The organism is Exiguobacterium sp. s75 (assembly GCF_018617145.1).
Classification (GTDB): Bacteria; Bacillota; Bacilli; order Exiguobacteriales; family Exiguobacteriaceae; genus Exiguobacterium; species Exiguobacterium profundum.
In genome coordinates this window covers 118,373-141,214 of record NZ_JACSJQ010000003.1, presented here as the reverse complement: position 1 = coordinate 141,214, position 22,842 = coordinate 118,373, and the positions used below count along the sequence as shown (strand labels likewise).

General features: G+C 50.4%; 24 protein-coding genes, 2 riboswitches and 2 other annotated features. Of the genes, 9 read left to right on the top strand and 15 right to left on the bottom strand.

Annotation, left to right across the window (positions count from 1 at the left end):
• From KNO68_RS11860 to mtnK, 4 genes are read right to left on the bottom strand one after another with little or no spacing between them, the layout of a single operon-like run.
• Positions 1-1,374, bottom strand: coding sequence for a sugar ABC transporter ATP-binding protein (locus KNO68_RS11860; RefSeq protein ID WP_214730204.1), 1,374 nt, complete (start codon positions 1,372-1,374; stop codon positions 1-3).
• Positions 1,374-2,453: a sugar ABC transporter substrate-binding protein gene (locus tag KNO68_RS11855; RefSeq protein ID WP_214730203.1), complete on the bottom strand. Its 1,080-nt coding sequence runs from the start codon at positions 2,451-2,453 to the stop codon at positions 1,374-1,376. Before KNO68_RS11855 ends, KNO68_RS11860 begins: the two co-directional genes overlap by 1 nt.
• Complete coding sequence (gene mtnA, locus KNO68_RS11850; protein ID WP_215112541.1) at positions 2,446-3,480, bottom strand: S-methyl-5-thioribose-1-phosphate isomerase; 1,035 nt, start codon at positions 3,478-3,480, stop codon at positions 2,446-2,448. The genes KNO68_RS11855 and mtnA overlap by 8 nt, the downstream gene beginning before the upstream one ends.
• The gene (gene mtnK / locus KNO68_RS11845; RefSeq protein ID WP_215112540.1) at positions 3,477-4,628 is read right to left on the bottom strand and encodes an S-methyl-5-thioribose kinase; all 1,152 of its coding nucleotides are present in this window, start codon (positions 4,626-4,628) and stop codon (positions 3,477-3,479) included. Before mtnK ends, mtnA begins: the two co-directional genes overlap by 4 nt.
• Positions 4,629-4,710: 82 nt before the next feature.
• A riboswitch (SAM riboswitch) is annotated at positions 4,711-4,813 on the bottom strand.
• A 205-nt stretch (positions 4,814-5,018) separates the two neighbouring features.
• Positions 5,019-5,120, top strand: a riboswitch (SAM riboswitch).
• Positions 5,121-5,192: 72 nt separating this feature from the next.
• Between mtnK and KNO68_RS11840 the strand changes: the two genes are divergently transcribed.
• The 4 genes from KNO68_RS11840 to KNO68_RS11825 are packed head-to-tail and all read left to right on the top strand — an operon-like array spanning position 5,193 to position 8,155.
• Positions 5,193-6,347, top strand: coding sequence for a 2,3-diketo-5-methylthiopentyl-1-phosphate enolase (locus KNO68_RS11840; RefSeq protein ID WP_215112539.1), 1,155 nt, complete (start codon positions 5,193-5,195; stop codon positions 6,345-6,347).
• On the top strand, positions 6,344-6,994 hold the full coding sequence (locus KNO68_RS11835; protein WP_215112538.1) for a 2-hydroxy-3-keto-5-methylthiopentenyl-1-phosphate phosphatase: 651 nt from the start codon (positions 6,344-6,346) through the stop codon (positions 6,992-6,994). The genes KNO68_RS11840 and KNO68_RS11835 overlap by 4 nt, the downstream gene beginning before the upstream one ends.
• On the top strand, positions 6,991-7,608 hold the full coding sequence (locus KNO68_RS11830; protein WP_215112537.1) for a methylthioribulose 1-phosphate dehydratase: 618 nt from the start codon (positions 6,991-6,993) through the stop codon (positions 7,606-7,608). Before KNO68_RS11835 ends, KNO68_RS11830 begins: the two co-directional genes overlap by 4 nt.
• Before the next feature lie 13 nt (positions 7,609-7,621).
• Entirely contained in the window at positions 7,622-8,155 is a 534-nt protein-coding gene (locus KNO68_RS11825; RefSeq protein ID WP_078147748.1) for a 1,2-dihydroxy-3-keto-5-methylthiopentene dioxygenase, read from the top strand.
• Between the two features lie 36 nt (positions 8,156-8,191).
• Here the strand turns inward: KNO68_RS11825 and KNO68_RS11820 are convergent, their stop codons facing one another.
• On the bottom strand, positions 8,192-9,022 hold the full coding sequence (locus tag KNO68_RS11820; RefSeq protein ID WP_214774178.1) for a TerC family protein: 831 nt from the start codon (positions 9,020-9,022) through the stop codon (positions 8,192-8,194).
• Positions 9,023-9,276: 254 nt separating this feature from the next.
• Here KNO68_RS11820 and folE2 point away from each other — a divergent pair, with 254 nt between their 5' ends.
• Positions 9,277-10,188, top strand: coding sequence for a GTP cyclohydrolase FolE2 (gene folE2 / locus KNO68_RS11815; protein ID WP_031422071.1), 912 nt, complete (start codon positions 9,277-9,279; stop codon positions 10,186-10,188).
• Between the two features lie 38 nt (positions 10,189-10,226).
• Here folE2 and KNO68_RS11810 read toward each other — a convergent pair whose 3' ends face one another.
• The 4 genes from KNO68_RS11810 to pta form a co-directional block, all read right to left on the bottom strand.
• Complete coding sequence (locus KNO68_RS11810) at positions 10,227-10,391, bottom strand: hypothetical protein (RefSeq protein ID WP_012727488.1); 165 nt, start codon at positions 10,389-10,391, stop codon at positions 10,227-10,229.
• Entirely contained in the window at positions 10,391-10,690 is a 300-nt protein-coding gene (locus KNO68_RS11805; protein WP_041917952.1) for a rhodanese-like domain-containing protein, read from the bottom strand. The genes KNO68_RS11810 and KNO68_RS11805 overlap by 1 nt, the downstream gene beginning before the upstream one ends.
• Before the next feature lie 38 nt (positions 10,691-10,728).
• A complete protein-coding gene (locus KNO68_RS11800; RefSeq protein ID WP_215112536.1) occupies positions 10,729-11,448 on the bottom strand; it encodes a DUF2711 family protein in 720 nt (239 codons plus the stop codon).
• 76 nt (positions 11,449-11,524) lie between these two features.
• Positions 11,525-12,514: a phosphate acetyltransferase gene (gene pta, locus KNO68_RS11795; RefSeq protein ID WP_215112535.1), complete on the bottom strand. Its 990-nt coding sequence runs from the start codon at positions 12,512-12,514 to the stop codon at positions 11,525-11,527.
• 338 nt (positions 12,515-12,852) lie between these two features.
• On the opposite strand from pta, the gene hemQ reads away from it, so the two are divergent.
• Positions 12,853-13,629 carry a hydrogen peroxide-dependent heme synthase gene (gene hemQ / locus KNO68_RS11790; RefSeq protein ID WP_078147751.1) on the top strand — a complete coding sequence of 259 codons (777 nt, stop codon included), beginning with the start codon at positions 12,853-12,855 and terminating at the stop codon, positions 13,627-13,629.
• 75 nt (positions 13,630-13,704) lie between these two features.
• Positions 13,705-13,851 (top strand): hypothetical protein, encoded by a 147-nt coding sequence (locus tag KNO68_RS11785; protein WP_012727492.1) that lies wholly within the window; start codon positions 13,705-13,707, stop codon positions 13,849-13,851.
• A gap of 3 nt (positions 13,852-13,854) precedes the next feature.
• Here the strand turns inward: KNO68_RS11785 and KNO68_RS11780 are convergent, their stop codons facing one another.
• A complete protein-coding gene (locus KNO68_RS11780) occupies positions 13,855-14,793 on the bottom strand; it encodes an ATP-grasp domain-containing protein (RefSeq protein ID WP_215112534.1) in 939 nt (312 codons plus the stop codon).
• 153 nt (positions 14,794-14,946) lie between these two features.
• On the opposite strand from KNO68_RS11780, the gene KNO68_RS11775 reads away from it, so the two are divergent.
• Positions 14,947-16,437, top strand: a complete 1,491-nt coding sequence (locus KNO68_RS11775; protein WP_211782161.1) for a potassium/proton antiporter — start codon at positions 14,947-14,949, stop codon at positions 16,435-16,437.
• Between the two features lie 41 nt (positions 16,438-16,478).
• Here KNO68_RS11775 and trpA read toward each other — a convergent pair whose 3' ends face one another.
• Genes trpA through trpD form a run of 5 tightly spaced genes read right to left on the bottom strand, consistent with a single transcriptional unit; the run spans position 16,479 to position 20,704 of the window.
• Positions 16,479-17,246, bottom strand: coding sequence for a tryptophan synthase subunit alpha (gene trpA / locus KNO68_RS11770; RefSeq protein ID WP_215112533.1), 768 nt, complete (start codon positions 17,244-17,246; stop codon positions 16,479-16,481).
• On the bottom strand, positions 17,243-18,430 hold the full coding sequence (gene trpB / locus KNO68_RS11765; RefSeq protein WP_215112532.1) for a tryptophan synthase subunit beta: 1,188 nt from the start codon (positions 18,428-18,430) through the stop codon (positions 17,243-17,245). The genes trpA and trpB overlap by 4 nt, the downstream gene beginning before the upstream one ends.
• Complete coding sequence (locus tag KNO68_RS11760) at positions 18,427-18,981, bottom strand: phosphoribosylanthranilate isomerase (protein ID WP_214685314.1); 555 nt, start codon at positions 18,979-18,981, stop codon at positions 18,427-18,429. Before KNO68_RS11760 ends, trpB begins: the two co-directional genes overlap by 4 nt.
• Positions 18,957-19,718 carry an indole-3-glycerol phosphate synthase TrpC gene (gene trpC, locus KNO68_RS11755; RefSeq protein WP_215112531.1) on the bottom strand — a complete coding sequence of 254 codons (762 nt, stop codon included), beginning with the start codon at positions 19,716-19,718 and terminating at the stop codon, positions 18,957-18,959. The genes KNO68_RS11760 and trpC overlap by 25 nt, the downstream gene beginning before the upstream one ends.
• Positions 19,715-20,704 (bottom strand): anthranilate phosphoribosyltransferase, encoded by a 990-nt coding sequence (gene trpD, locus KNO68_RS11750; protein ID WP_215112530.1) that lies wholly within the window; start codon positions 20,702-20,704, stop codon positions 19,715-19,717. Before trpD ends, trpC begins: the two co-directional genes overlap by 4 nt.
• A gap of 55 nt (positions 20,705-20,759) precedes the next feature.
• Positions 20,760-20,987, bottom strand: a binding site (T-box leader).
• Positions 20,988-21,035: 48 nt separating this feature from the next.
• Positions 21,036-21,264: a binding site (T-box leader), on the bottom strand.
• 194 nt (positions 21,265-21,458) lie between these two features.
• On the opposite strand from trpD, the gene KNO68_RS11745 reads away from it, so the two are divergent.
• Positions 21,459-22,820, top strand: coding sequence for an amino acid permease (locus KNO68_RS11745; protein ID WP_215112529.1), 1,362 nt, complete (start codon positions 21,459-21,461; stop codon positions 22,818-22,820).
• Positions 22,821-22,842: the final 22 nt, after the last annotated feature.

The window sequence follows — 22,842 nt, the reverse complement described above, 5'->3', positions numbered from 1 at the left end:
TCATGCGCCTCCTTTCTCTGCAAGTTGTCCACGGTCGAGCCAAAGAATTCGATTGGCGACCCGTTCGAGCTCGTGTCGCTCACTCGAGGTGAACAATACGGTCTTCCCTTGTTTCGCGAGTGCAATGACGCGTTCATATACGTCTTGTTTCGCTGCGATATCAATTCCTTTTGTCGGTTCGTCGAGCAGATAAATGTCTCGGTCTTCGAGTAACCATTTGCTAAAGACGACCTTCTGTTGATTTCCACCACTCAGCTCACGAACCGGTTGTTTCACGTTCGCATAACGGACGCAAAGCGATGCCAATACGTCCGAAACGCGAGTTGCCTTTCCTGCGACAGCAATCACGTTCCGTTCAATCGTCTCGTCTAAAAATAATCCATGACGACGTCTCTCCTCTGGAACGAGTGCAAATCCTAAACGTACGGCGTTTTCCGGTTCTTTGATCACATGTTCTTTTCCATCGATTGTGATGGATTGACGAATCCCAGAAAGACCGAACAACGCTTCCATCAGTTCCGTCTTCCCACTCCCCGTCAATCCTCCAATCCCGAGCACTTCTCCGCGATACGCTTCAATCGAAATCTCCGATTGAAACGCCGGAAGGGTCAACTGCGCGGACAAACAAATCGTGTCTTCCGGCACCGCCTTTTCTAACGCCGCATCAAATGTTGTCCCACTCAAAAATGTCTGCACCGCTTCTGAAGAGAGCGATTGGTACGGTCCATCGTACACGACACGTCCGTCCCGAAGAAACGTAGAGGTCGACGTGACCCGGGTGAGCTCGTTTGAACGATGCGTGACCAATACAATCCCGACTCCTTCTGCCGCAAGCTTCTGTAACAATTCCAGTAAGGCGTCGGCATCCTTTTCCGATAAGGCAGCGGTCGGTTCGTCGAGGAGCAAATACTTGGCATCGCTCTCGAGTGCCCGAGCGATGAGAAGGCGCTGTTTCACGCTGAGCGGGAAGTGACCGGCTGGACGCGTTGGATCGACCTCTAAACCGACTCGGGACAACACACGTTTCGCTCGCTGTTTCAAACGTTGCGGACGAATCCGCTTCACTTTCTGCCATGGAAGGACATTCTCATACACAGGCAAGTCCAAATAGAGCGCATCATCCACTTCTTGCGACACCGTGATGATGCCATGACGAATCGCTTCCGCTGGTGTGAGGCGGATTGATTTTCCATCAATGGACAACTCGCCGGACGTCGGTTCAGCCGTTCCGTTTAGCAGTTTGATGAGCGTACTTTTACCGGCCCCGTTCAGACCGAGAAGCCCATGAATGTCTCCCGGCTTTAAACTGAAGGATAGTTGATCGAGCACCGTGACGTCACCATACTGTTTCGTGATTCGTTCCAAGCGAATCATCAGTCGGTCTCCTTCATCCAATCCGACCATGCCGCATTCGATTCGCCCCAACCTGGCACGTACTGTCCAAGGTCATCCATCGTGACAGGCTCATCCGGTAAGACGTCACGGTCCACTAGATATGGGTCGACCGAATGAATGGAAGGCGTCTCTTCCCCGACCACTTTTTGATAAGCGTATCGGACTTGAATGCGGCCAATTTCGGCTGGATCTGTGGCAGCTGTCACTTTCCACGGACTCCCCTCTTCTTGCATGAGTTGCAAGTCTTCGTCACTCAAGTCAATCCCGTAAACGGCAATCTCGTCACGGCCTGCTTGCTTGATGGCACGGCTCGCCCCTTTGGCGAACTCATCCCACATCGCAAACACCGCATCAATTTCGCCTTCCGGGTACTTCTTCAAAATCGCCTCCATCTGGCTTTGCGTATCGAGCGCCGTGTTGTTCGTCGCCGAACCGAACTTTGCGACTTCCTGGATGCCGGGATAGCGTTTCAAGAATGCATCATAAATCGTATGTCGACGTTCCATCGGGGTGAATCCACCGACCCAAATCGTGACGATGTTCCCTTCCCCGTCCAAATCTTCCGCGAGTGCTTTTAGCGAGCGCCATGCGAGTGAATAATCGTCTTGGTCGATGACCGTCACGCCTTCATTCGTCAAATCGTTATCGAATGCGACAACTTTGATGCCTTTGTCGAGCGCCCGTTGAACAGGCTCTTTCAAGGCATCGGCACGTCCGTGGTCAATCAAGATCACATCGACTCCTTGCGTCGTCGCCGTATCGACATAACTCGCCATTTTCGACAAATCATTTTCGGCGTTATACACTTTCACGTTGCCACCGAACGCTTCGACTTGCTCGGTCACCCCTTCGATATACTGCGAAGAGAACGTCCCGATCGACATCTGCATGACGAGGGCGACTTCTAGATTTTTCGGAAGCGTCTCATTTGAGACGTTGACGGTTTTCGCTTCCGTTTTACTTGTTGTCGTAGTCGTTTTCGGTTGAGCCTGTTCGTTCGTGCATCCGGCAAGTGCCAGGATGACGGTCAACAGGAAGAAGATGATTTTTTTAGACATATGTGTTTCCTCCTACATGTTCTACAATGACCGACTCAGTCGGTTCGAGCACACCTGTCTCTGTAATTAGACCGGTAATCAGTTCGGGTGGTGTCACATCAAACGCCGGATTGAAGACGGTGATGCCGACGAGTGCCGTCGGATGTCCCCCGATATGGGTCACTTCATGCGCGTCCCGTTCTTCGATTTGAATCGTGTCATCTACCTCTAAATCGAATGTCGAATGCGGAGCAGCCACATAGAATGGGATGCCGTAATGCTTCGCCAAAATCGCAAGCTGGAGTGTTCCGATCTTGTTGGCCGTATGACCGGTACGGGTGATGCGGTCCGCCCCGACGATGATAGCATCGATTTGTTTCGTCTGGATGGTCCAGGCCGCCATGTTATCTGTAATCAGTGTGACATCGATATCTGCCCGGTCGAGCTCCCATACGGTCAGTCGTGCTCCTTGAAGCAGCGGTCGCGTTTCGGACGCGAACACCCGAAACGGGATGCCACGCTCTTTCCCGACATAGAACGGCGCGAGCGCGGTACCGTATCGTGACGTCGCGATGGCACCGGCGTTACAAATCGTCAATACGTTGCCACCAGCGGGTAACACGGTGAGCGCATGTTCCCCAATCGTGCGATACGTAGCCACGTCTTGTTCAAAGATTTCAATCGCACGCTGCTTGATTGCTTTTGCAATCTGCTCAAAGTCCTCCCCCACATTCAATCGAAGGAGTGATTCGATGACATGCTGTAGGTTGACCGCGGTCGGTCTTGTCGCAATCAACCGTTGACCGACTTGATTCAATTGGAGATGAAAATATGGATTATCTTGCAGACGTGACGCTTCTTTCGCAAGGACAAACGCTCCGAAATAAGCGATGGCCGGTGCACCGCGAACTTGAAGCGACTTGATTACCTGCTCGGCCTGTTCAAGCGTCAACACTTCGACATAGCGCTCTTCTTGCGGCAACAGCGTCTGATCTAAAATCGTCAACACTTCCGTGTCGGCATCGAAATGAATACTTTGCACACTCATACGCGCACCTCCGACAAGACTGGAATCAATTGATCGATGGATTGAATTTGATGGCGCTGTTTGATGAGACGCGTACCGAGCTCTAAGGCGTGGCGTTTCCGTTCGATGCGAAGGTCGTCTGGTAATGTCTCTAAGTCGGCGACTCCAGCCAGACCGACAGTCCGCCGAATCAATTCGCAGCCTGCGTAGCCGATGGCGTCACTCAAAATGGATGGCAACAGTTCGTCCACGAATCCTACTGTGTTGAACGGCTCTGCGGCCTGTGTAAAGCGGGTACGGAACGTTTTTTCGAACGTCTCCCAGACGGTGAGTACTTCTGTGAAGCGTTCGAATCGTTTCAACGGATGCGCATACGTTGAGAACACCAGATGAGCAATGATTTGACCAATGTCAAAGCCGAACGGACCGTAAAACGCAAATTCGGGATCGATGATTTTTGTTTCTTGACGGGTCGCAAAAATGCTTCCTGTATGTAAATCCCCGTGCAGTAGCGCTTCGTGCTTCGTCACGAACCCAACCTTCAATTTGGTCACTTCAATTTTCAAAGCGAGGTCTGACCAGAGTTGCTCCACATCCGGACGAAGGACTGGCTCGATTTGATTCGATTCTGCGTCGCGATACGGGTCGGTGAAGATCAGTTTCTCCGTGATATCGCATAGCTCTGGATTGTAATACTCTTTTTCGATTTGTTTCTTCACGAGCGGTCCGTTCGCGTAGTCAGACGTCGCAAACAACGTTTCCCCGAGGAATGTACCGACGTGACGCGCCAAATTCGGATAGCTCTCTCCTTTTAGGAAGCCCGTCCGAACGATTTCGAACGATGATAAATCTTCTAAAATCGTATAGGCGAGTTCACGGTCGCTACCGAGTACATCCGGTACGAACTGAGGAACGACCTTAGAAAATTCACGGAGTGCCAGTTGTTCAATCCACGACCGGTCAAGCGTGAGCGGCCAGCTCTCCCCCACGACTTTTGCGTACGGCAACGCCTGTTTCACGATTAATGACGTTTCTCCTTGATGAATGCGAAAGACGAGATTTAAATTGCCATCCCCAATTTCCTCACATTCTGCAATCCCCTCTTCTAGTAACCCCAATTGTCGAACGTGTTCGACGACACTCTGTTCTGTAAACGCCTCATAAGCCATGATGGTTTTCCCCTTTCTTAACTCTATGCATGAAAAAAGCCCCTTTCTCCGCGAGAAAGAGGCACACCCAAATTGGTTGTTCCTCTCATCTTTCAGACATGTGTCTGGTGGATGTAGCACCGTGCCAAATGGTCGGTTGCTGCGGCGTCTTAGGGCCAATTCCCTCTGCCAACTCGCGATAAGAGTAAATGATGTAATTGTGTTTGACGTGTTGAGACGAATATTACGGACTAGGCATGCTAGTTGTCAATCCTCTATTTTCAGTCGCCCACTTATTTTCGACACGCATATATAGAAACATTATTTTTAAACTTTTTTTCTCAAAAAAAGGAATTGACGAGTGAGCGATTCTATGTAAAAATTCAATTAAATTTCACAACTTCACAACTATTCTTATCAAGAGCAGACGGAGGGACAAGCCCGATGATGTCGCAGCAACCGACCAGAAATGGCACGGTGCTAATTCTTGCAGCTAACGCTGAGAGATAAGAGTTCATTGTTTTTTTGAATGACCTCTTGCCTTGGCATGAGGTCATTTTTTGTTTGACCTGAAAGGAGGAACTTATGGGAATCATCGCTACTTATGAAATCAAACATACCGATCACGTCGAGCGTGTAGCTGAGAAAATCGCACATGAGCTGACCGTCGGGACATGGACCGAGTTGAACCATCTCGAACAATATCAACTGCAAGCGTTCCGAGGTGAGGTCATCGCCACGTCCCAACAAGAAACGACAAGTCGCTTCTCGATTCGCTACCCGCTACATAACGTGACACCGGACTTTTCGTCCATTCTGACGACGACATTCGGAAAACTGTCGCTCGACCCAAACGTCAAACTCGTCGACCTCTTGCTTCCAGAGGAGCTCGAACCGGACTTTCCGGGTGCCGCATTCGGAGTCGAAGGGGTCCGCGACATCCTTCGAGTACACGACCGACCGCTCGCCATGAGCATCTTCAAAGGCGTCATCGGACGAGACCTTGATTTTTTGGCGACACAACTCCGGGACCAGTTCGCAGGCGGCATCGACCTCGTCAAAGACGATGAAATTCTATATGACAATCCGCTCACCCCGTCGCTCGAACGGGCACGGATCGGGGCATCGGTCATCCGGGAGCATAAAGAAACGACCGGTCGCTCCGTTCTATACGCCGTCACGTTGAGCGGACCCGTTTTCACCTTACGCGACCAGGCGAAGCGATTGATTGAGGCAGGCGCGACCGCACTCTTATTCAACGTATATACGTATGGGCTCGACGCATTGCGAGAGCTCGCCAAAGATCCTGAGATTCATGTCCCGATTTTGGCACATCCCGCTTTTGCCGGAGCGTTGACCGGATCGATTCGTCATTCCCTACTCTTCGGGAAACTGATTCGACTCGCCGGGGCGGACTTGACGCTCTTCCCTTCGCCATACGGTTCACTGTCGACACCGAAAGACGAAACACAACAGATTCAAACGTACGCGACGGAACCCCATTGGACGAAACCGATTCTGGCGGTCCCCTCTGCCGGGATTCACCCAGGACTCGTCCCGGATTTGATTCGTGACTTCGGAACGGATGTCGTCATCAATGCCGGCGGCGGGATTCACGGACACCCAGACGGTGCGGCTACCGGAGCGAGGGCGTTCCGCCAAGCGATCGATCAGGCAATCGGTAAGACGAGCGAGACTGATGCCTTATCGACTGCATTAGATGCGTGGGGTGCGCGATGAGTACGCACGTCATCTGTGATTTCGACGGAACCATCACGGAAGAAGATAACATCATCGCATTGATGCGACGGTTCGCCCCACCTGAATGGGTCGAACTCAAAGATGGTGTGTTGAACCAAACGCTCTCCATTCGCGAAGGTGTCGGTCATATGTTCAGCTTGCTCCCGAGTGAACAGGAATTGAAGTACCGTGAATTTCTTCAGTCGACCATAACGTTTCGACCAGGGTTTATCGAGTTTTTACAGGAGACACAGTCATGCGGCTTTCGATTTGATGTCGTCAGTGGGGGCATGGACTTTTTCGTCCATCCGATTTTAGAAGGTTACGTCGCACCGGAACACATCTTCTGCAATCATGTTGATTTCTCTGGAGAGACGGCACGCGTCACATGGCCTCATTCATGCGATGCCCATTGTTCGAACGATTGCGGATGTTGCAAACCGACGATTGCCCGACAGATTGTCTCACCTACCGACACGTTGATTGTCATCGGGGACTCCGTCACCGATTTTGAAATCGCCAAACGTGCCGACGTCGTGTATGCGCGCGGTCAACTGATTTCGCTATGCGAGGCGGAAGGACTCCACTATGTTCCGTTCGAGACATTCTATGACATTTCAGCTCACATGAAAGGAGTGAACGTATGACCGTAAAAGAACGATGGGTAGAACTTGCTGACATTAAAGACGAGCTTGCCGCACGAGATTGGTTTCCTGGGACGAGTGGCAACTTGGCGATCCGCGTATCGGACGACCCGTTGACGTTCCTCGTGACAGCAAGTGGTCGTGATAAACGAAAGCGTACGGATGAAGACTTCGTTCTCGTCGATGCGACCGGTCAATTGATTGGAGAGCAAACAGGCAAACCGTCCGCGGAGACGTTGCTACACGTCGAAATCTTTAACAAGACGAACGCAACCTGTTCCCTTCACGTGCACACGGTTGACAATAACGTCATCTCAGAGCTTTACGCGGCGAACGGACATGTCACGTTCGCGGGTCAAGAAATCATCAAGGCACTCGGCTATTGGGAGGAAACGGCAAGCGTCCAAATCCCGATCATCGAAAACCATGCGGATATTCCGACGCTCGCCCGTGCATTTGCCCCACATGTCACAAGCGATGCAGGTGCCGTCCTCATTCGGAACCACGGAATCACCGTTTGGGGCGAGACGCCAGCTGCGGCAAAACGTTATTTAGAAGCATATGAATTTTTGTTCAGCTATTCATTAAAATTACGCGCCTTAGGCGTCCATTCATAAGGAGGAATTCAACATGGCAACGATTTATTTCCAACAAACAGAAGAACGCGTCAGCGACCAACAAGAGGTACGTGCCTTTTTAGAATCACGAGACATCCTTTACGAAGCATGGGACATCGCAAAGTTACCGGCTTCTCTTCAGGAAAATTACCAACTGACAGACGAAGACAAAGAAACTATCTTGGCGACGTTCCGTGACGAGATTCAAGATGTATCAGCACGACGTGGCTACAAGACGGCTGACGTCATCTCGCTATCCGATGCGACACCGAATTTAGATGAACTGCTCGTCAACTTCCAAAAAGAGCATCATCATACAGATGACGAGGTTCGTTTCATCGTCAGTGGTCACGGCATCTTTGCGATTGACGATGCAGAACGCGGATACTTCAATATCGAACTCAATCCAGGTGATCTCATCTCCGTGCCGGTCAACACACGTCATTACTTCACATTACAAGAAGACCGTCAAGTCGTCGCCGTTCGTATTTTCGTGACGACTGAGGGCTGGGTGCCGATTTACGAAAAAGAAAATGTGCAGGCATAAGAAAAGGTCTCTCGCTTAAAAACGAGAGACCATTTTTTAATGTTTAACCGCCGTCGGTTTCGATGAGAACCAGCCCCATGTCGCAATCCCGACCATGACTGACCAGAAGAAAATCGTCCAAGCTGTCGAGTGGACGAACCCGTCTGGGAGTCCCATGAATGCGAACGGTGTCCCGGCAATCAATTCTTTGAATCCTGGGTGTTCAAGTACGAGCACCGTCAATTTGACCCCGACCCAACCGACGATGATGAAAGCAGCCGTTTCAAGAGATGGGCGTTGATGGAGCAACTTCACGAAAATACGAGCCGCAAATCGCATCAAGACGACCCCGATGAGGCCACCCGTCAAGACAACGAAGAACTGACCCGAGTCAATCCCACCAATCTCACCGAGACCGAGTGGTGGCAAGCTGACCGCAAGCGCGACCGCTGCTAAGATTGAGTCGACCGCAAAGGCGATGTCCGCAAACTCAACTTTCGCAACAGTGAGCCAAAACTCTTTCTTCGATACCGGTTTTTCTGTGACAGCCGTTTCTTCCTTGGCTTCAGCCGCCAACTCCTGTTTCGGCTCCATCTTTCTCGCCTTATAGGTCATATACAGGTGTCGCGCACTCATCCCGATTAAGTAGAGCGCACCGAGTGCCTGTACTTGCCATACGTTGATCAAGAACGAGATTAAGAACAATGCGATAAATCGGAATACGAACGCTCCTAAGAGTCCGTAGAACAATGCCTTCTTCTGCTCTGTGCGCGGCAAGTGCTTGACCATGACGGCCAAGACGAGCGCGTTGTCTGCAGATAACAAGCCTTCCAAACCGACGAGTACGACGACGATCCAGGCATACTGCAGGACTAACTGCCAATCCATAAAAACATCTCCTTTTTTCTTTCAATTCCTTCATATTTAATAGTGATCTATTTTTTAAGTTCACAGGACCATTTTATTCCCGTTCACAAAGTAAATCAATCCTCTTTCTTCAATATCTGAAAGATTTTTTTGCGATTGCATATTGAAAACATGTTATGAGAGCAAAATCATACCCGTTCAGCCATCATTTCGTGATAAAATCCTAACAAGAACGAGTGGTGCTTTAAACCGCTCGAAAAAAGGAGAATCCGATTATGTCTACAAGCCATGTCGCTTTACCTACTAAAGCAGAACGACATAAATTGTTCGGGTCGGTCCCACCGATTAAAGGAACAAAGCCGACCGAGAAAGAACAAATGGTCGATTTACAAAATACACCGAAAAACTTCTTATTTGCCCTCGACAGTGTCGGCATCTCAAACGTGAAGCATCCTGTGAACATCGAGACGCCAGATGGGATTCAGTCAACGGTCGCTACATTCGAATTGACGACATCGCTCGTACAAGACCGTAAAGGGATCAACATGTCTCGTTTGACAGAGCAGCTAGACGCGTACCATCAACAAGGATGGACAGTATCGAACCGCTCGTTAATCGAATTCGCACAGGAGCTTGCCGAGCGGATGGAACAAACGGAAGGTCAATTGACAATCCGTTACCCGTGGTTCTTCACGCGTAAAGCACCTGCGACAGGTCTTAGCGGTTTGATGAACGCCGATGTCATGCACCGTGTGACGTACAACCTTGAAACGGGCGTCGCAAACGTGACAGTCGGTCTCGTCATCAACGTCACGACGCTTTGCCCATGTTCAAAAGAAATCAGTGAATACAGTGCCCATAACCAACGTGGATACATCACGATCGAAGCAGGTCTTGATGAAACGTCAATGGACGGATTCGACTGGCGTGCCGCCCTTCTCGATGCAGCGGAGTCGAACGCCTCAGCACCACTCCACCCGGTCCTCAAGCGTCCGGATGAGAAACGTGCGACTGAAATCGCATACGAAAATCCACGTTTCGTCGAGGACATGGTCCGCTTGATTGCGGCTGACTTGTACGAGATGAAACAAGTCGTGAACTTCTTCGTCGAATGCCGTAACGAAGAGTCGATTCACCAACACGATGCCATCGCATCGATCACATTCGATAAGCGTCAAGACGCATAAAAAATGCGGAACCTCTGTTAAAGAAGGTTCCGCATTTTTTATAGACTTGTCACGAGTTCAATCGTCAATAGGATGATGATGAGCATCACCCACACTGCCCAGACGAGTCGCCACTTCTCCCAGTCAAATCGCTTCATCACCGCATAGACCGTGAGGTAGAGCGCGATAAGAAGGGGTACAACGACCCAAGGATTCTCTAGCATCACGCCTCGATGTCGCCGTCCCAAGCGAGCATTCCGCCGTCGACATTGACGACTTTGTAGCCTTGCGACTCTAAGTAATCACACGCCGTCTGACTCCGTCCACCTGAACGACAGATGACGTGATAGACATTGTCTTGTGCCAACTTTTCTGTCACTTGTGGGAATTCCGATAATGGATAGAGTGGTACGTTCGGGATATGCCCTGCCTCATATTCATCTTGTTCGCGCACATCGATGATATGGAGAGACTCCCCGTTCTCTAATTTTTCTCTTAATTCTGTCGCATGAATACTTTGCATACATAGTTCCCCTTTCAATCATGGATTTCTCTTTTAGTTTACCTCAGCTTATGCTCCGACAAACTCCAGTTGATGGTCGTCTCAGCATCACAATAGAACCCTTCGAGCTCGCATCGTTCGACGACCTGTTCGATCAACGCGCGATTGCCACAAAACAACGTGAAATGGCTATCCCAAGGTGGGACGATGAGCCATTCGTGTTGATAACCGAAAAACGTCCGATGTTGCATGCCCCACGTATCAGCGGCTAGCGTCTCACTGAGATGGATGAGATGCCGTTCCGTACAGAATTCGTCTCCGGTCCAGATCCAGCCTTCTCCCATTTCCAAAAGTACACGCAACACTTGATTCTTTTGTAGATCCGATAGTTCCCCTTCACCTGGTGGGAGCACATTCTCACGTTCGCAATATTCGATGATTCGATTCGCCCCTGCTCGATCTTCGGCATGTGGTTTTAGCGCCCTAATCATCGTTCGGAGCGCATGGTCGATACTGCTCACGTCACGAAAACCTAGTCTTCGCCTCATCTCTTCCCATGTAACGGCCCGAAATTGCTGTTCGACCTCGTTTTTGTCCAGAGCGGCATAACATTCCACCGCGGCGGAGTGATCTATTGGAGCAAGGAATGGATGAAACGCGATGAAGACCGTTTCAAATACGCCTTCATAATACGTCTTAATTGGGTAGTCATCCCCACCGCCAAACATGGCGTAACGATGTCCTTCAGGTAACAAAACGCTCTCATCTAGTTCGTCCATTTCAACACTCCTTTCTTGAATAGTTTATAACGGACCATCAAAAAAAGCACCCTTCTCTAAGAAGGATGCTCCGGACTTACGCTTCGTTGCGCTCGTCGATTGCTTGTGCTGCTGTGATGAGCGTCAATTTGTAGACGTCCTCTTCGTTACAACCGCGTGATAAGTCGTTCACTGGTTTGTTGAGACCTTGAAGGATTGGACCGATCGCTTCGAATCCACCGAAACGTTGAACCATCTTGTAGCCAATGTTCCCTGCTTCAAGACTTGGGAAGACGAATACGTTCGCCTTACCAGCAACGTCAGAACCCGGTGCTTTCTTCGCCGCTACACTAGGGACGAATGCCGCATCGAATTGAAGTTCTCCGTCGATTGGAAGGTTCGGTGATTTTTCTTTCGCAAGGCGTGTCGCTTCCACAACCTTCTCTGTTTCAGGTGACTTCGCAGAACCTTTCGTCGAGAAGCTAAGAAGTGCGACTTGTGGGTCGATGCCGAACGTCTTCGCTGTCGCTGCCGACAAGAACGCGTTCTCTGCTAAGTCCGCTGCGTCTGGTGCAATGTTGATTGCACAGTCCGAGAAAACATATTGCTCGTCGTCACGTACCATGATGAACACACCTGACGTCTTTTTGATGCCTGGTTGCATTTTGATGATTTGTAGTGCCGGACGTACCGTATCAGCCGTCGCGTGCATCGCGCCTGAGACAAGACCTTCTGCTTTGCCTGTGTGAACGAGCATTGTTCCGAAGTAGTTCACGTCTGACGTAAGGAGTTCGCGCGCTTGTTCAGCCGTTGCTTTTCCTTTACGACGCTCGACGAATGATTCGACGAGAACGTCGATGTCTTCGTATGTCGCTGGGTCATATTGTGTCAAACCTGAGATGTCGAAACCGTGTTTCGCCGCAACCGCTTCGAGATCTGCTTTCGCACCGACGACGATCGGTTCTACCATACCGTCTGCTTTCAATCGAACAGCGGCTCCAAGAACACGATCATCGATACCTTCCGGGAAGACGATGGTCGGACGAACCGGGCTAACTTTTTGCTTCAACGTTTCAAATAATTTCATAACGAATGAACCCCTTTTCTCAATTTACAGCATGACTGCTAATGGTTTTGCCGTTGACTTGTGTCTTTACGCGATTTCAATTATACACAGTACCCTTTTCAAAATAAACTATTCTGCCCATTTCGCCATAAATCGCTTAGAATCAATCATTATATGAATAGAACAGTTTCGACAAATCGACTGATACAGCCATTTTTGTAGCCGTTTTCATGTTTCTGTCCTCTGTTCTTTACCCGTCATGAATCGTGATAACCCTCACAGTGCCTCAAAGTTGCCAGTCAGTGAAGCGTGTATGGTAAAATAGACGGCGAAGCCAAGTCCCGAAAGGAGATTTTTTTATGTCAGAACGTCCAGTACCTACAACAGATACACAACATGCCGCCGCCACATTAGACGGATGGTATACACTTCATGATTTCCGCACGATTGATTGGGCTCGTTTGAAACTCGTCGATGCTGAAAAGCGTGAACAGATGATTGAGGAGTTCACTGCGTTCCTCGCCTCACTTGAAGAAGTGGAAGCAAAAGGTGAAGGAAGCCACGCCTTCTACTCGATTCTCGGCCAGAAGGCGGACCTCGTCTTGATGGTTCTTCGTCCAACATTCAACGAACTTGAAGACGTCGAGCGCGCATTCCGCAAAACAGCGCTATACGACTATATGATTCCGTCGTATTCATACGTGTCGGTCATCGAGCTCGGGATGTATCGCGGATCTGGAGACGGGGACCCGTATCAAAACCCTCATATCCGTTCACGCCTCTATCCGACACTTCCAAAGGCCGCACACATCTGTTTCTATCCGATGAGCAAGGCTCGTCGCGACGGTGACAACTGGTACATGTTGTCGATGGATGAACGTAAGGACCTCATGTATCGCCACAGCATGATCGGCCGTAGTTACGCTGGTAAGATTCAGCAGTTCATCGGTGGGTCGACTGGATTCGACGCATGGGAATGGGGCGTCACGCTCTTCGCTGAAGATTCACTTCAGTTCAAGAAAATCGTTTACGAGATGCGTTTTGATGAAGTGAGTGCGAAATACGGTGAGTTCGGCGACTTCTACGTTGGGAACATCTTACCGAAAGAAAATTTGAGCACATTCTTTAGCGTGTAAAAGGTTTACGCGTATAACACCTCGGGAATTAAGGATAATGTAAGCAAGTAATCTTAATTAACGAGGTGAACAACGATGCGCGTGTTTAAAGAAACCGATCGCGACACTGCGGAACGTTTAGATTCGTTCATCGAACGAATGGCACCGACAGCAGAATTAGTCCAACATCGATTTGAAGAGCAACTCAAACATACACAGCAAAAGGGTCAGGCGAGCGCCTGACCCTTATTTTGTCGTAGTGACGTGAAGTGCGTCGCCTAAGAAAGTAGCCAATTCAAGCATTCCGTAGCGTCCCGCTTTCGCTTCAGCATCGGAATTGTAGTTCGTGTTCGTATTGACGTCATAGGCGTAGACATTGCCGTCTCGGTCTCGAATGATCTCAATCCCCGCAATATCGATCGCATTCGCTTTCAAGAACTGTTCGAGCTTTTGAATGATCGGGTCATCGAATCCTTCGACGATTTCAAACTTCGCCGGTGGCGTCTCCCCGACCGGACAGAACTGGTCTTCAATCGAGCAGGCATCTGCCGGACAGAGCTCGAATCCTTCCGACGTGTCGACACGGACCGCATAAAAGAACTTCCCACCGATGAATTCGCAGCGGGTAATATACGGTTCTGGGGATTCGATATACTGTTGAATGAGCGTGATGCCGTCAACCGAGTCCTCGAACGAGGGACCATATACATATTCTTTGAGTCCTTCGATCGTATGGAATAATTGGACCCCGAGTCCTTTCCCTGCACGGTTATGTTTCGTGATGAACGGTGTCAAACCTAACCGCTCAGCCGCTTCGATGATTTGCGCCTTACCGACTGCCGCAATCGTCTTCGGCACGCGAATCCCTTCACGTCGAAGCGCCGTGTATTGATTGACTTTACTCATTTCGAGGCGGATGGCACGTGTGCCGTTGAACACGGTCCGGTCGTTTGCCTCTAACCAAGCGAGGACGCCTTCCGTCAATTCTGGTGCGTACCGATGCCCACGTGTGTGCGAGGAGGCACTCATCCGATTATAAAAGACACCTTCCGGGGGCATTGCTTCGAGATCAATCGTCCCTTGGTCCAAGTGCCACAATTCATACGGCAAGTTCAATTCTTCTAAACGGTAGACAAGGTGGTTCGTCCATTCTTCGTTTTCATGAATGACGTGAATTTTAGACATCATCATTCCTCCTTCTATGGTGTGTTTACTCTACCACATTCATAACCGATAATTCCAATGTGTACAGTTCTCCTAATCCTCAATTCTGAAATATCAGACGATTTCATGGTATAATGAACTTAAGAGTATTGTTTCAGAAAGGAAGTGTTGTGTTTGCCCGTACCTGTTATAAGTACTGATGTACTCATTTTACTCTTCGGTCTACTTCTCGTAGCCGGTGTCATGGCGACACGAATCTCGACTCGATTCGGCTTGCCCGCCTTGATTTTATTTATGGGAATCGGCATGATCATGGGAAGTGACATTACTGGTCTCATCTTCTTTGACGACTCGAATTTAGCGCAGCTGATCGGAGTCGCTGCCTTGATTGTCATTTTGTTTGAAGGGGGTCTTCAAACGAAATGGTCATCAATCCGGAGCGTCCTCGCCCCTTCTGCCTCGCTGGCGACGCTTGGGGTATTGATTACTACAACAGTAGTCGCCGTGGCCGTTCGTTTCGTATTTGGTTTCGATTGGATTGAATCTTTCTTGTTCGGTGCGATTATCGGTTCGACCGATGCAGCGGCCGTCTTTGCCGCATTTAAAGGAAAGAACATCTCACCGAAAGTCGGTGCGACTCTCGAAGCCGAGTCCGGCACGAACGACCCGATGGCGATGTTTTTGACGATTCTCGCCCTCGACTTTATGATGAAGCCGGATACGACCATTTGGGATGGGGTATGGATGTTCGTCCTTCAAATCGTCGTCGGGGCATTGATCGGCTTCATCCTTGGACAACTGTCTCGTCTCATGTTGAATTATTTGAGACTTGATTCGAGCGGATTACATGCCGTCCTTATGATTTCCATGGCGTTCCTCACTTATGGTGTCACAGCTTACTTATTGGGAAGCGGATTACTCGCCGTCTATATCGCCGCCATGATTGTCGGAAATGCGGACACGGCGCATGAAGTGACAATCGTCCAATTCTCAGAAGCACTTGCGTGGATCATGCAAATCATCATGTTCGTCATCCTTGGATTGCTTGTCTTCCCTCGTCAACTCATCGAACCGGACTTGATTTGGAAAGGACTACTCATCTCATTCGTCCTCATGTTCCTGGCACGTCCGATCGCCGTCTATTTATCGACACTAGGCATGGCATTTACGAGAAAAGAAAAGTTGTTCATCTCATGGGCTGGTCTAAAAGGCGCCGTACCGATTGTCCTTGCGACATTCCCGCTTATTGCCGGTACCGAAAATAGCCAACTGTTATTCAATGCCGTCTTTTTCGTCGTCGTGACGAGCGCCCTGATCCAAGGGACGACGTTGACGCCACTTGCCGAGAAGTTAGGGTTGCTCGGTCCGGATAAGATCCGTTCCCCATACACAATCGCCCTCGTCTCAAGCAAACAGTCTCAACATAAGCTCGTACCTTATGTGGTCACATCAAGCTCCTCTATGATTGGAAAGACATTGGCGGACATCACGCTCCCACCAAACACTGTCGTGAACGCCATCGTCCGAAACGAGTACTTGATTCCACCGAACGGTCAGACAGTCATCGAAGAAGGTGACCTCTTATACGTGCTTGCCTCGATGTATCGTCATGATCAACTCGACCAAACATTTGGTGAAGATGGGCTAGACCGAGTGGAATTATGAGTAAACGAATAACCGGCGCCTCATTTGAAGCGCCGGTTTTCTTATACGTGCAAGTGTTTTGTTGATTGAATCAACGTCTCAACATCTTCTGTCCGTCCTTCATGAAGTGCCTCGACGATGAAGCTCCCGACGACGACACCGTCACACGCCTGTCCTAACGTCTGCACTTGCTCCGGACGATGGACTCCGAATCCTGCTAAGACGGGAACACGTGACTGCTCTGTCAATCGCGTTAAGTAGGCGAGTAACTCGTCCGGGAATACATCCGCTTTCCCGGTCGTTCCTTTGAGCGTGACCGCATACACGAATCCTTCCGCTTTCTCTAAGATGGATGCCGTACGCGCTTCGCTACTCGTCAACGTGACGAGCGGAATGACGGCGACGTCATGCCGATTAATATCTGCGAATAACTGGAGACTCTCCTCAAACGGAAGGTCAGGAATAATGACCCCGCTCACCCCACATTCGTTCGCCCGATCAAAGAACGGTTGGACCCCGAACCGAAACACTGGATTCAAGTAGGTCATCAAGACGATTGGAACGTTAAATTGATTATTTCCTTCTATTAAATGGTTCAATATCATTTCAAGCGTCACACCTGCTTCAAGCGCGCGCATTCCTGCCGCCTCAATGATTGGGCCATCCGCTACCGGATCAGAGAAGGGGATCCCGAGTTCAATCGCCGTCGCACCCATCCGCTCTAGTTCGACGATGGTCGGGATGAGCCGTTCTATCCCGCCGTCACCGGCCATGATATACGGAACGAACGCCGCTCCTTCTCGCTGTCGAATCGCTGTCTCTAGTTTCATCGTGTCGCCACCTTCTCTCGGATTGTATGGACGTCTTTGTCTCCGCGCCCTGATAAACAAATCACCAGTGTATCGTTTTCTCCCATCGTCTTCGCGAGCGTCTCTGCGTAAGCAAGGGCGTGTGAAGACTCTAAGGCAGGAATGATTCCTTCTTGTCGGCTGAGTGCGAGACACGCGTCGAGTGCCTCGTCATCCGTGACGGCTGCATAGCGCACCCGCTCAATGTCTTTCAAGAAACTGTGCTCTGGTCCTACCCCTGGATAATCGAGTCCAGCTGAAATGGAATGGGCTTCCTCGATTTGACCCGCTGCGTCTTGCAGAACATACATGAGCGACCCATGTAAGACACCGACTTCCCCTTTTGTGAGGGTCGCTGCGTGTTTATCCGTATCGATGCCACTTCCAGCCGCCTCGACACCGTAGAGCGCGACCGACTCATCGTTTAAAAACGGATAGAACATCCCCATGGCGTTGCTCCCTCCGCCGACACAAGCGACGACGGCATCCGGAAGGCGTCCCGTCTGTTCGAGGATTTGACGACGTGTCTCTGTTCCGATCACGCTTTGGAAATCACGTACCATCTGCGGAAATGGATGCGGTCCGAGAACGGAACCCATCACATAGTGCGTATCGTCGACATGTTTGACCCAGTAACGGAGCGCTTCATTGACGGCATCCTTTAAGGTGCGACTTCCTGATTTGACAGGGACGACTTTCGCCCCAAGAAGTTCCATCCGAAACACGTTCAACGCTTGTCGCTCGACGTCGACCTCACCCATGAAGATGGTACATTCTAAATCGAGTAGTGCGCATACTGTTGCCGTCGCGACACCGTGTTGTCCCGCGCCTGTCTCGGCAACGATTTTCTGTTTCCCCATCCGTTTCGCCAGGAGCGCCTGCCCGATCGTATTGTTGATCTTATGGGCACCGGTATGGTTCAAGTCTTCACGTTTCAAATAGACGTTCGTCCCGAGGCGACGACTTAGGTTCGACGCATAATAAAGTGGTGTCTCACGTCCCACGTATTCACGTAATAAGGAAGAGAATCGTTCTTGAAACTCAGGATCTTGCTTCGCCTCTTCATAAGCGACCTCTAATTCTTCGACCGCCTGCATGAGCGTCTCTGGAATGTACTTCCCACCATATTGTCCAAACTTCCCGTTCACTGGTTGTGCATACATCATAGTTCCTCCTTGGCGCGTTGAATGAACGCACAAATTTTTTCGATATCTTTCACACCGTCCGTCTCGACACCGCTCGAGACGTCGACGCCGTCTGGTTGGATGAGTTGAATCGCTTGTCTCACATTCTCCGGGGATAGCCCGCCCGCTAGCCAAAACGGACGCTGCGGCCGGTCGATTGCGCCCCAGTCTAACACCTGTCCACTTCCCGGATTCGGATGATCCATCAATCGTACATCTGCCGTTTCCTCGGTCGACGCATCGATGATGGGCAATCCGAAGATACGGAGTTGTTCCATTGACTGCGTCCGATGGTGAATTTGTAAATCCGTCAGTCCTACATTCAACGTTTCCTCAATCTCTTCCATTGAAGGACTTAAAAACACACCAACGATTCGAACCGATTCCGGGATGTGTGCGGCCAGTGTCTTCGCAGTCGCCACGTCGATTTGACGGGAACTCGGGGCGAAGACAAACCCGATGGCATCCGCTCCCGCCTCGACCGCCGCCTCAACAGCTTCCTTTGTTTTTAGTCCACAGATTTTAACGAACATGTTTTCAACTCCTCGAGTAATCGGGTCGGGTCCTCTTCACGCATGAGTGCTTCCCCGACGAGAATGGCGCTTGCTCCAGCTTCTTGTAAACGCGCAGCCGCCTCGACCGAACTGACCCCGCTCTCGCTGACGAATGTGACCTCAGGATAGCGTTTCATCAAATCAATCGATGTTTCGAGGGATACCTCGAACGTTTTTAAGTCTCTGTTATTGATGCCGATCAACACGTCATCAAGTTCGAGGGCGATGCGCAACTCCGCCTCATCATGTACTTCCACTAAGACGTCGAGACCGATGGAGCGCGCATATCGCGTCAACTCCTGAAGACGTGTCGGATGGAGTGCCGCCACGATAAGAAGTGCCACACTCGCTCCGTAATGCTTCGCATAGTCCAGTTGTCGTTCATCGATGATGAAATCTTTGCAGAGCACCGGGATGGTGACGACATCGGCGACTTTTCGCAAGTCGTCAAACGAACCGTTGAAGTATGTCGTGTCTGTCAAAACGGAAATCATCGTCGCACCGGCTTGTTCGTATTGACGCGCCCGTTTGGCGACGTCGACCGTTTCCCGAATCATTCCTTTCGAGGGGGACGACCGTTTGATCTCTGAAATGATATGGAATCCCTCGCTCATCACATGTAGTAGAGAGATTGGTTTCGTCACGGGGACATCGATGGGCTGCATGCCGCTAACCTCTTCCATTTTCGTTCCGATGATTTTTGTTAAATAACTCATGCTTCGACCTCCGTCCGTTGTAAGTTTTGTAATACCCGTAAGGCGTGTCCTTCATCGATACTACGTTTTGCCTCTTTTACTCCTGCACGAAGTGTCGCGGTTGTGCCATACGTGCAAAGGGCAAGTGCTGCGTTCAATAAGACGACGTCGCGTGCCGGCCCCGTCTCTCCGTTCAATACGGCGACGAGGGTTGCGGCGTTCTCTTCTGATGTTCCTCCACGAAGCGCTTCGAGGGGCGCCCGCATCAAGCCGACATCTCGTGGGTCGACCGCATAACGCGCCGTCTGTTCCTCATCAAAGAAGTACACGTCGTTCACACCGGCGAGGCTCGCTTCATCGAGTCCACCTGCTCCATGGACGACCATACCTCGCTCCACGCCGAGATGACGCATCGCGGTCGCCATCTTCTCGAGTAACGATGGATGATAGACACCGACAAGTTGTCGTTTCGGGCGAAGCGGGTTCGTTAACGGTCCGATTTGGTTGAAGATGGTCGCCGTCGCGAGTCGTTTCCGGACCGGCATGACGTGCTTCATGATCGGATGGACATGCTGGGCGAAGAGGAAACTCAAGTTCGTCCGTTTCAAGTCAGCATGTACTTCCGCTGCCGTCTTCACGATCGGAACGTTCAGTGCCTCTAAGACGTCCGCGCTCCCGGATCGACTCGAGACGCTTCGATTTCCGTGCTTGGCGACTGGAATGCCAAGACCCGCCAATACAAAGGCGACGGTCGAACTGATGTTGAACGTATGCGCCCCGTCGCCGCCGGTACCACAAACATCGAGTACGGGTAAATCGCTTTGAGGGAACTGTGCCACTTCACGGATGTATGCCGCGAGACCTGCCATCTCTTCTGCTGTCTCACCACGCTCTTTCATCGCCAGCAGTACTCGTTCGATTTGCGCTTCATCCGCTTGGAACATCTCGCTTGCCGCCACTTTCATATCTGCTGTTGATAATGCGTTTGTCTCCAATTGTTGAATCATCGTCTGTTCCCCCTCTAAAAATGTGTATAAAAAAACTCCATACGACAGTCGTCGTATGGAGGACGGTTCAATACCGCGGTGCCACCTCTCGTTGATTCCAAAGAATCCACTCTCCGATGCAATCACATCGTATCCCGATAACGGGGGAAACCGTCACGACCTACTCTCTTCAGCCATGCTCTCATGAGCCCATTCACGCGGACGCCTCGGTCAGGATCTCACCATCCCTGACTCTCTGGACGAAACGTCTTCTCGCTCTACTCTTCTCAATCCTCGATTTATATTATTGAAACGAAAAAGGGGTCACCCGTCTCCTCATAGCCTGCGCTATAAGAAGGACGAGTAACCCCGTGGTGCCACCTTCGTTGGTTCCAAAGAACCCACTTCACGGACAATCATCCGCTTCCCCGTGATAACGGTGGGTAACCCGCTAAAGCCTACTCAAAGTTCGGTTTAGAGCTCAGAAGTCCATTCGCGACGTCCCATATACTGATTCGCACCAACCATCAGCTCTCTGTCATACAGGATTCGTCGTTACTTCTCTTCGTCGACGCCTTTATTCGTTTCAGTTAAGTTAATTCGTACTATACAGGGCAGATGAATCCATGTCAAATAAAAAAATTATAAAAACTTTGCCTCTATATGTGCATCCAAAAATGAGAAACCTTCATCGATTTTTCGAATTGACATTGTTTTTTTTCGTCTGCTATAGTCGTCCACAACAACATTTCACTCAGCTAAAGGAGAATCGATTTTGGAAACAAATAAACTAAAGCGCGAGCTGTCCACCCGGCAACTTACGATGATTTCCCTCGGGAGCGCCATCGGAACCGGGCTGTTCCTCGGAAGCGGTCTCGCGATTCAAACCGCTGGCCCGAGCGTGCTCGTCAGCTATGCCATCGGGGCGTTCATCGTCCTCTTACTCATGGGTGCTCTCGCCGAAATGACGGTCGCCCATCCAACATCCGGATCATTCGGAACGATTGCCGAGCGATACGTTCATCCACTCGCCGGTTTTCTCGTCCGTTACTCTTACTGGGTCGCGAACGTACTGGCTGTAGGAGTTGAAGTCAGTGCCATCGCCATCTACATGCGCTACTGGTTCCCAGATGTGAACGGGTTCGTTTGGGTCGCCCTCTTCGGTGGACTACTCATTTACGTCAACGCCCGTCACGTTCACACGTTCGGAACGACCGAATACTGGTTATCCTTCATCAAAGTAACTGCCATCATCTTATTCATCGTCCTCGGTGCCGCCACATTGTTCGGCGAACCAGAATCACCGATTGAGTCAATCACGACAGGAAACGAAGGCTTCTTCGCGTTCGGTTTTTACGGAATGTGGGTGACGATTTTCATCTCCCTCTTCAGTTTCCTTGGAACCGAACTTGTCGCTGTGACAGCGGGAGAAGCGAAAGACCCGGACCAGGCTGTACCACGCGCTTTACGCGCGACCGTGTTCCGCTTGACGTTCTTCTATGTCGTCACGCTCGCGATCATGCTCATGCTGATCCCATGGCAGCAAGCCGGGATCGACCAAAGTCCGTTCGTGCTCGTCATGGAACAGTTTGATGTCCCGTTCGCGGCAGGCATCCTCAACTTTGTGATTTTGATCGCCGCCTTGTCTGCGATGAACGCGCAGCTTTACGCGTCGACACGTATGATGTACTCGCTTGCGGAAGCCGGCGATGCACCGAAAGCGTTCAAAAAAATCAGCAAAAATGGGATCCCGATGTTCGCGCTACTCGTTTCAACGGGCGGGATCGTCCTCGCCGCTTTGCTACAAGTATTCATGGAGTCATCGTATCCATTCTTGATGGGAATTTCGATGTTCGGAGCTATTTTCACTTGGTTCATGGTCTTCGTCTCCCACTTGTTCTTCCGTAAAAAATGGACCGGACGAAAACTCCCTGTCCGCATGATGGGGTATCCATTCCTCCCATTGCTCGGGGCGGTCTTACTGCTCAGCCTGATGATCACGACATGGTTCACGGATTTCAACATCTTGTTGAAGTTTGGCGTACCTTGGTTGATTGGGTTGACGATTATCTATTACGTGCGTGAACAAATGCGTAAAAACCAAAATCGTTCAAGCGACATCGAGCAAGCCAACTAACGAGTATCCCTTCGCAATCGCG

Excerpts from the sequence above, each read along its gene's own strand:
- trpB (WP_215112532.1), bottom strand. The coding sequence starts at position 18,430 with ATGATGTATGCACAACCAGTGAACGGGAAGTTTGGACAATATGGTGGG.
- pta (WP_215112535.1), bottom strand. The coding sequence starts at position 12,514 with ATGAAATTATTTGAAACGTTGAAGCAAAAAGTTAGCCCGGTTCGTCCG.
- KNO68_RS11785 (WP_012727492.1), top strand. The coding sequence starts at position 13,705 with ATGCGCGTGTTTAAAGAAACCGATCGCGACACTGCGGAACGTTTAGAT.
- KNO68_RS11780 (WP_215112534.1), bottom strand. The coding sequence starts at position 14,793 with ATGTCTAAAATTCACGTCATTCATGAAAACGAAGAATGGACGAACCAC.
- hemQ (WP_078147751.1), top strand. The coding sequence starts at position 12,853 with ATGTCAGAACGTCCAGTACCTACAACAGATACACAACATGCCGCCGCC.
- KNO68_RS11760 (WP_214685314.1), bottom strand. The coding sequence starts at position 18,981 with ATGTTCGTTAAAATCTGTGGACTAAAAACAAAGGAAGCTGTTGAGGCG.
- mtnK (WP_215112540.1), bottom strand. The coding sequence starts at position 4,628 with ATGGCTTATGAGGCGTTTACAGAACAGAGTGTCGTCGAACACGTTCGA.
- KNO68_RS11830 (WP_215112537.1), top strand. The coding sequence starts at position 6,991 with ATGACCGTAAAAGAACGATGGGTAGAACTTGCTGACATTAAAGACGAG.
- KNO68_RS11835 (WP_215112538.1), top strand. The coding sequence starts at position 6,344 with ATGAGTACGCACGTCATCTGTGATTTCGACGGAACCATCACGGAAGAA.
- folE2 (WP_031422071.1), top strand. The coding sequence starts at position 9,277 with ATGTCTACAAGCCATGTCGCTTTACCTACTAAAGCAGAACGACATAAA.
- trpC (WP_215112531.1), bottom strand. The coding sequence starts at position 19,718 with ATGAGTTATTTAACAAAAATCATCGGAACGAAAATGGAAGAGGTTAGC.
- KNO68_RS11800 (WP_215112536.1), bottom strand. The coding sequence starts at position 11,448 with ATGGACGAACTAGATGAGAGCGTTTTGTTACCTGAAGGACATCGTTAC.
- trpA (WP_215112533.1), bottom strand. The coding sequence starts at position 17,246 with ATGAAACTAGAGACAGCGATTCGACAGCGAGAAGGAGCGGCGTTCGTT.
- KNO68_RS11805 (WP_041917952.1), bottom strand. The coding sequence starts at position 10,690 with ATGCAAAGTATTCATGCGACAGAATTAAGAGAAAAATTAGAGAACGGG.
- KNO68_RS11820 (WP_214774178.1), bottom strand. The coding sequence starts at position 9,022 with ATGGATTGGCAGTTAGTCCTGCAGTATGCCTGGATCGTCGTCGTACTC.
- KNO68_RS11855 (WP_214730203.1), bottom strand. The coding sequence starts at position 2,453 with ATGTCTAAAAAAATCATCTTCTTCCTGTTGACCGTCATCCTGGCACTT.
- KNO68_RS11825 (WP_078147748.1), top strand. The coding sequence starts at position 7,622 with ATGGCAACGATTTATTTCCAACAAACAGAAGAACGCGTCAGCGACCAA.
- trpD (WP_215112530.1), bottom strand. The coding sequence starts at position 20,704 with ATGATTCAACAATTGGAGACAAACGCATTATCAACAGCAGATATGAAA.
- KNO68_RS11860 (WP_214730204.1), bottom strand. The coding sequence starts at position 1,374 with ATGATTCGCTTGGAACGAATCACGAAACAGTATGGTGACGTCACGGTG.
- KNO68_RS11810 (WP_012727488.1), bottom strand. The coding sequence starts at position 10,391 with ATGCTAGAGAATCCTTGGGTCGTTGTACCCCTTCTTATCGCGCTCTAC.
- KNO68_RS11840 (WP_215112539.1), top strand. The coding sequence starts at position 5,193 with ATGGGAATCATCGCTACTTATGAAATCAAACATACCGATCACGTCGAG.
- mtnA (WP_215112541.1), bottom strand. The coding sequence starts at position 3,480 with ATGAGTGTGCAAAGTATTCATTTCGATGCCGACACGGAAGTGTTGACG.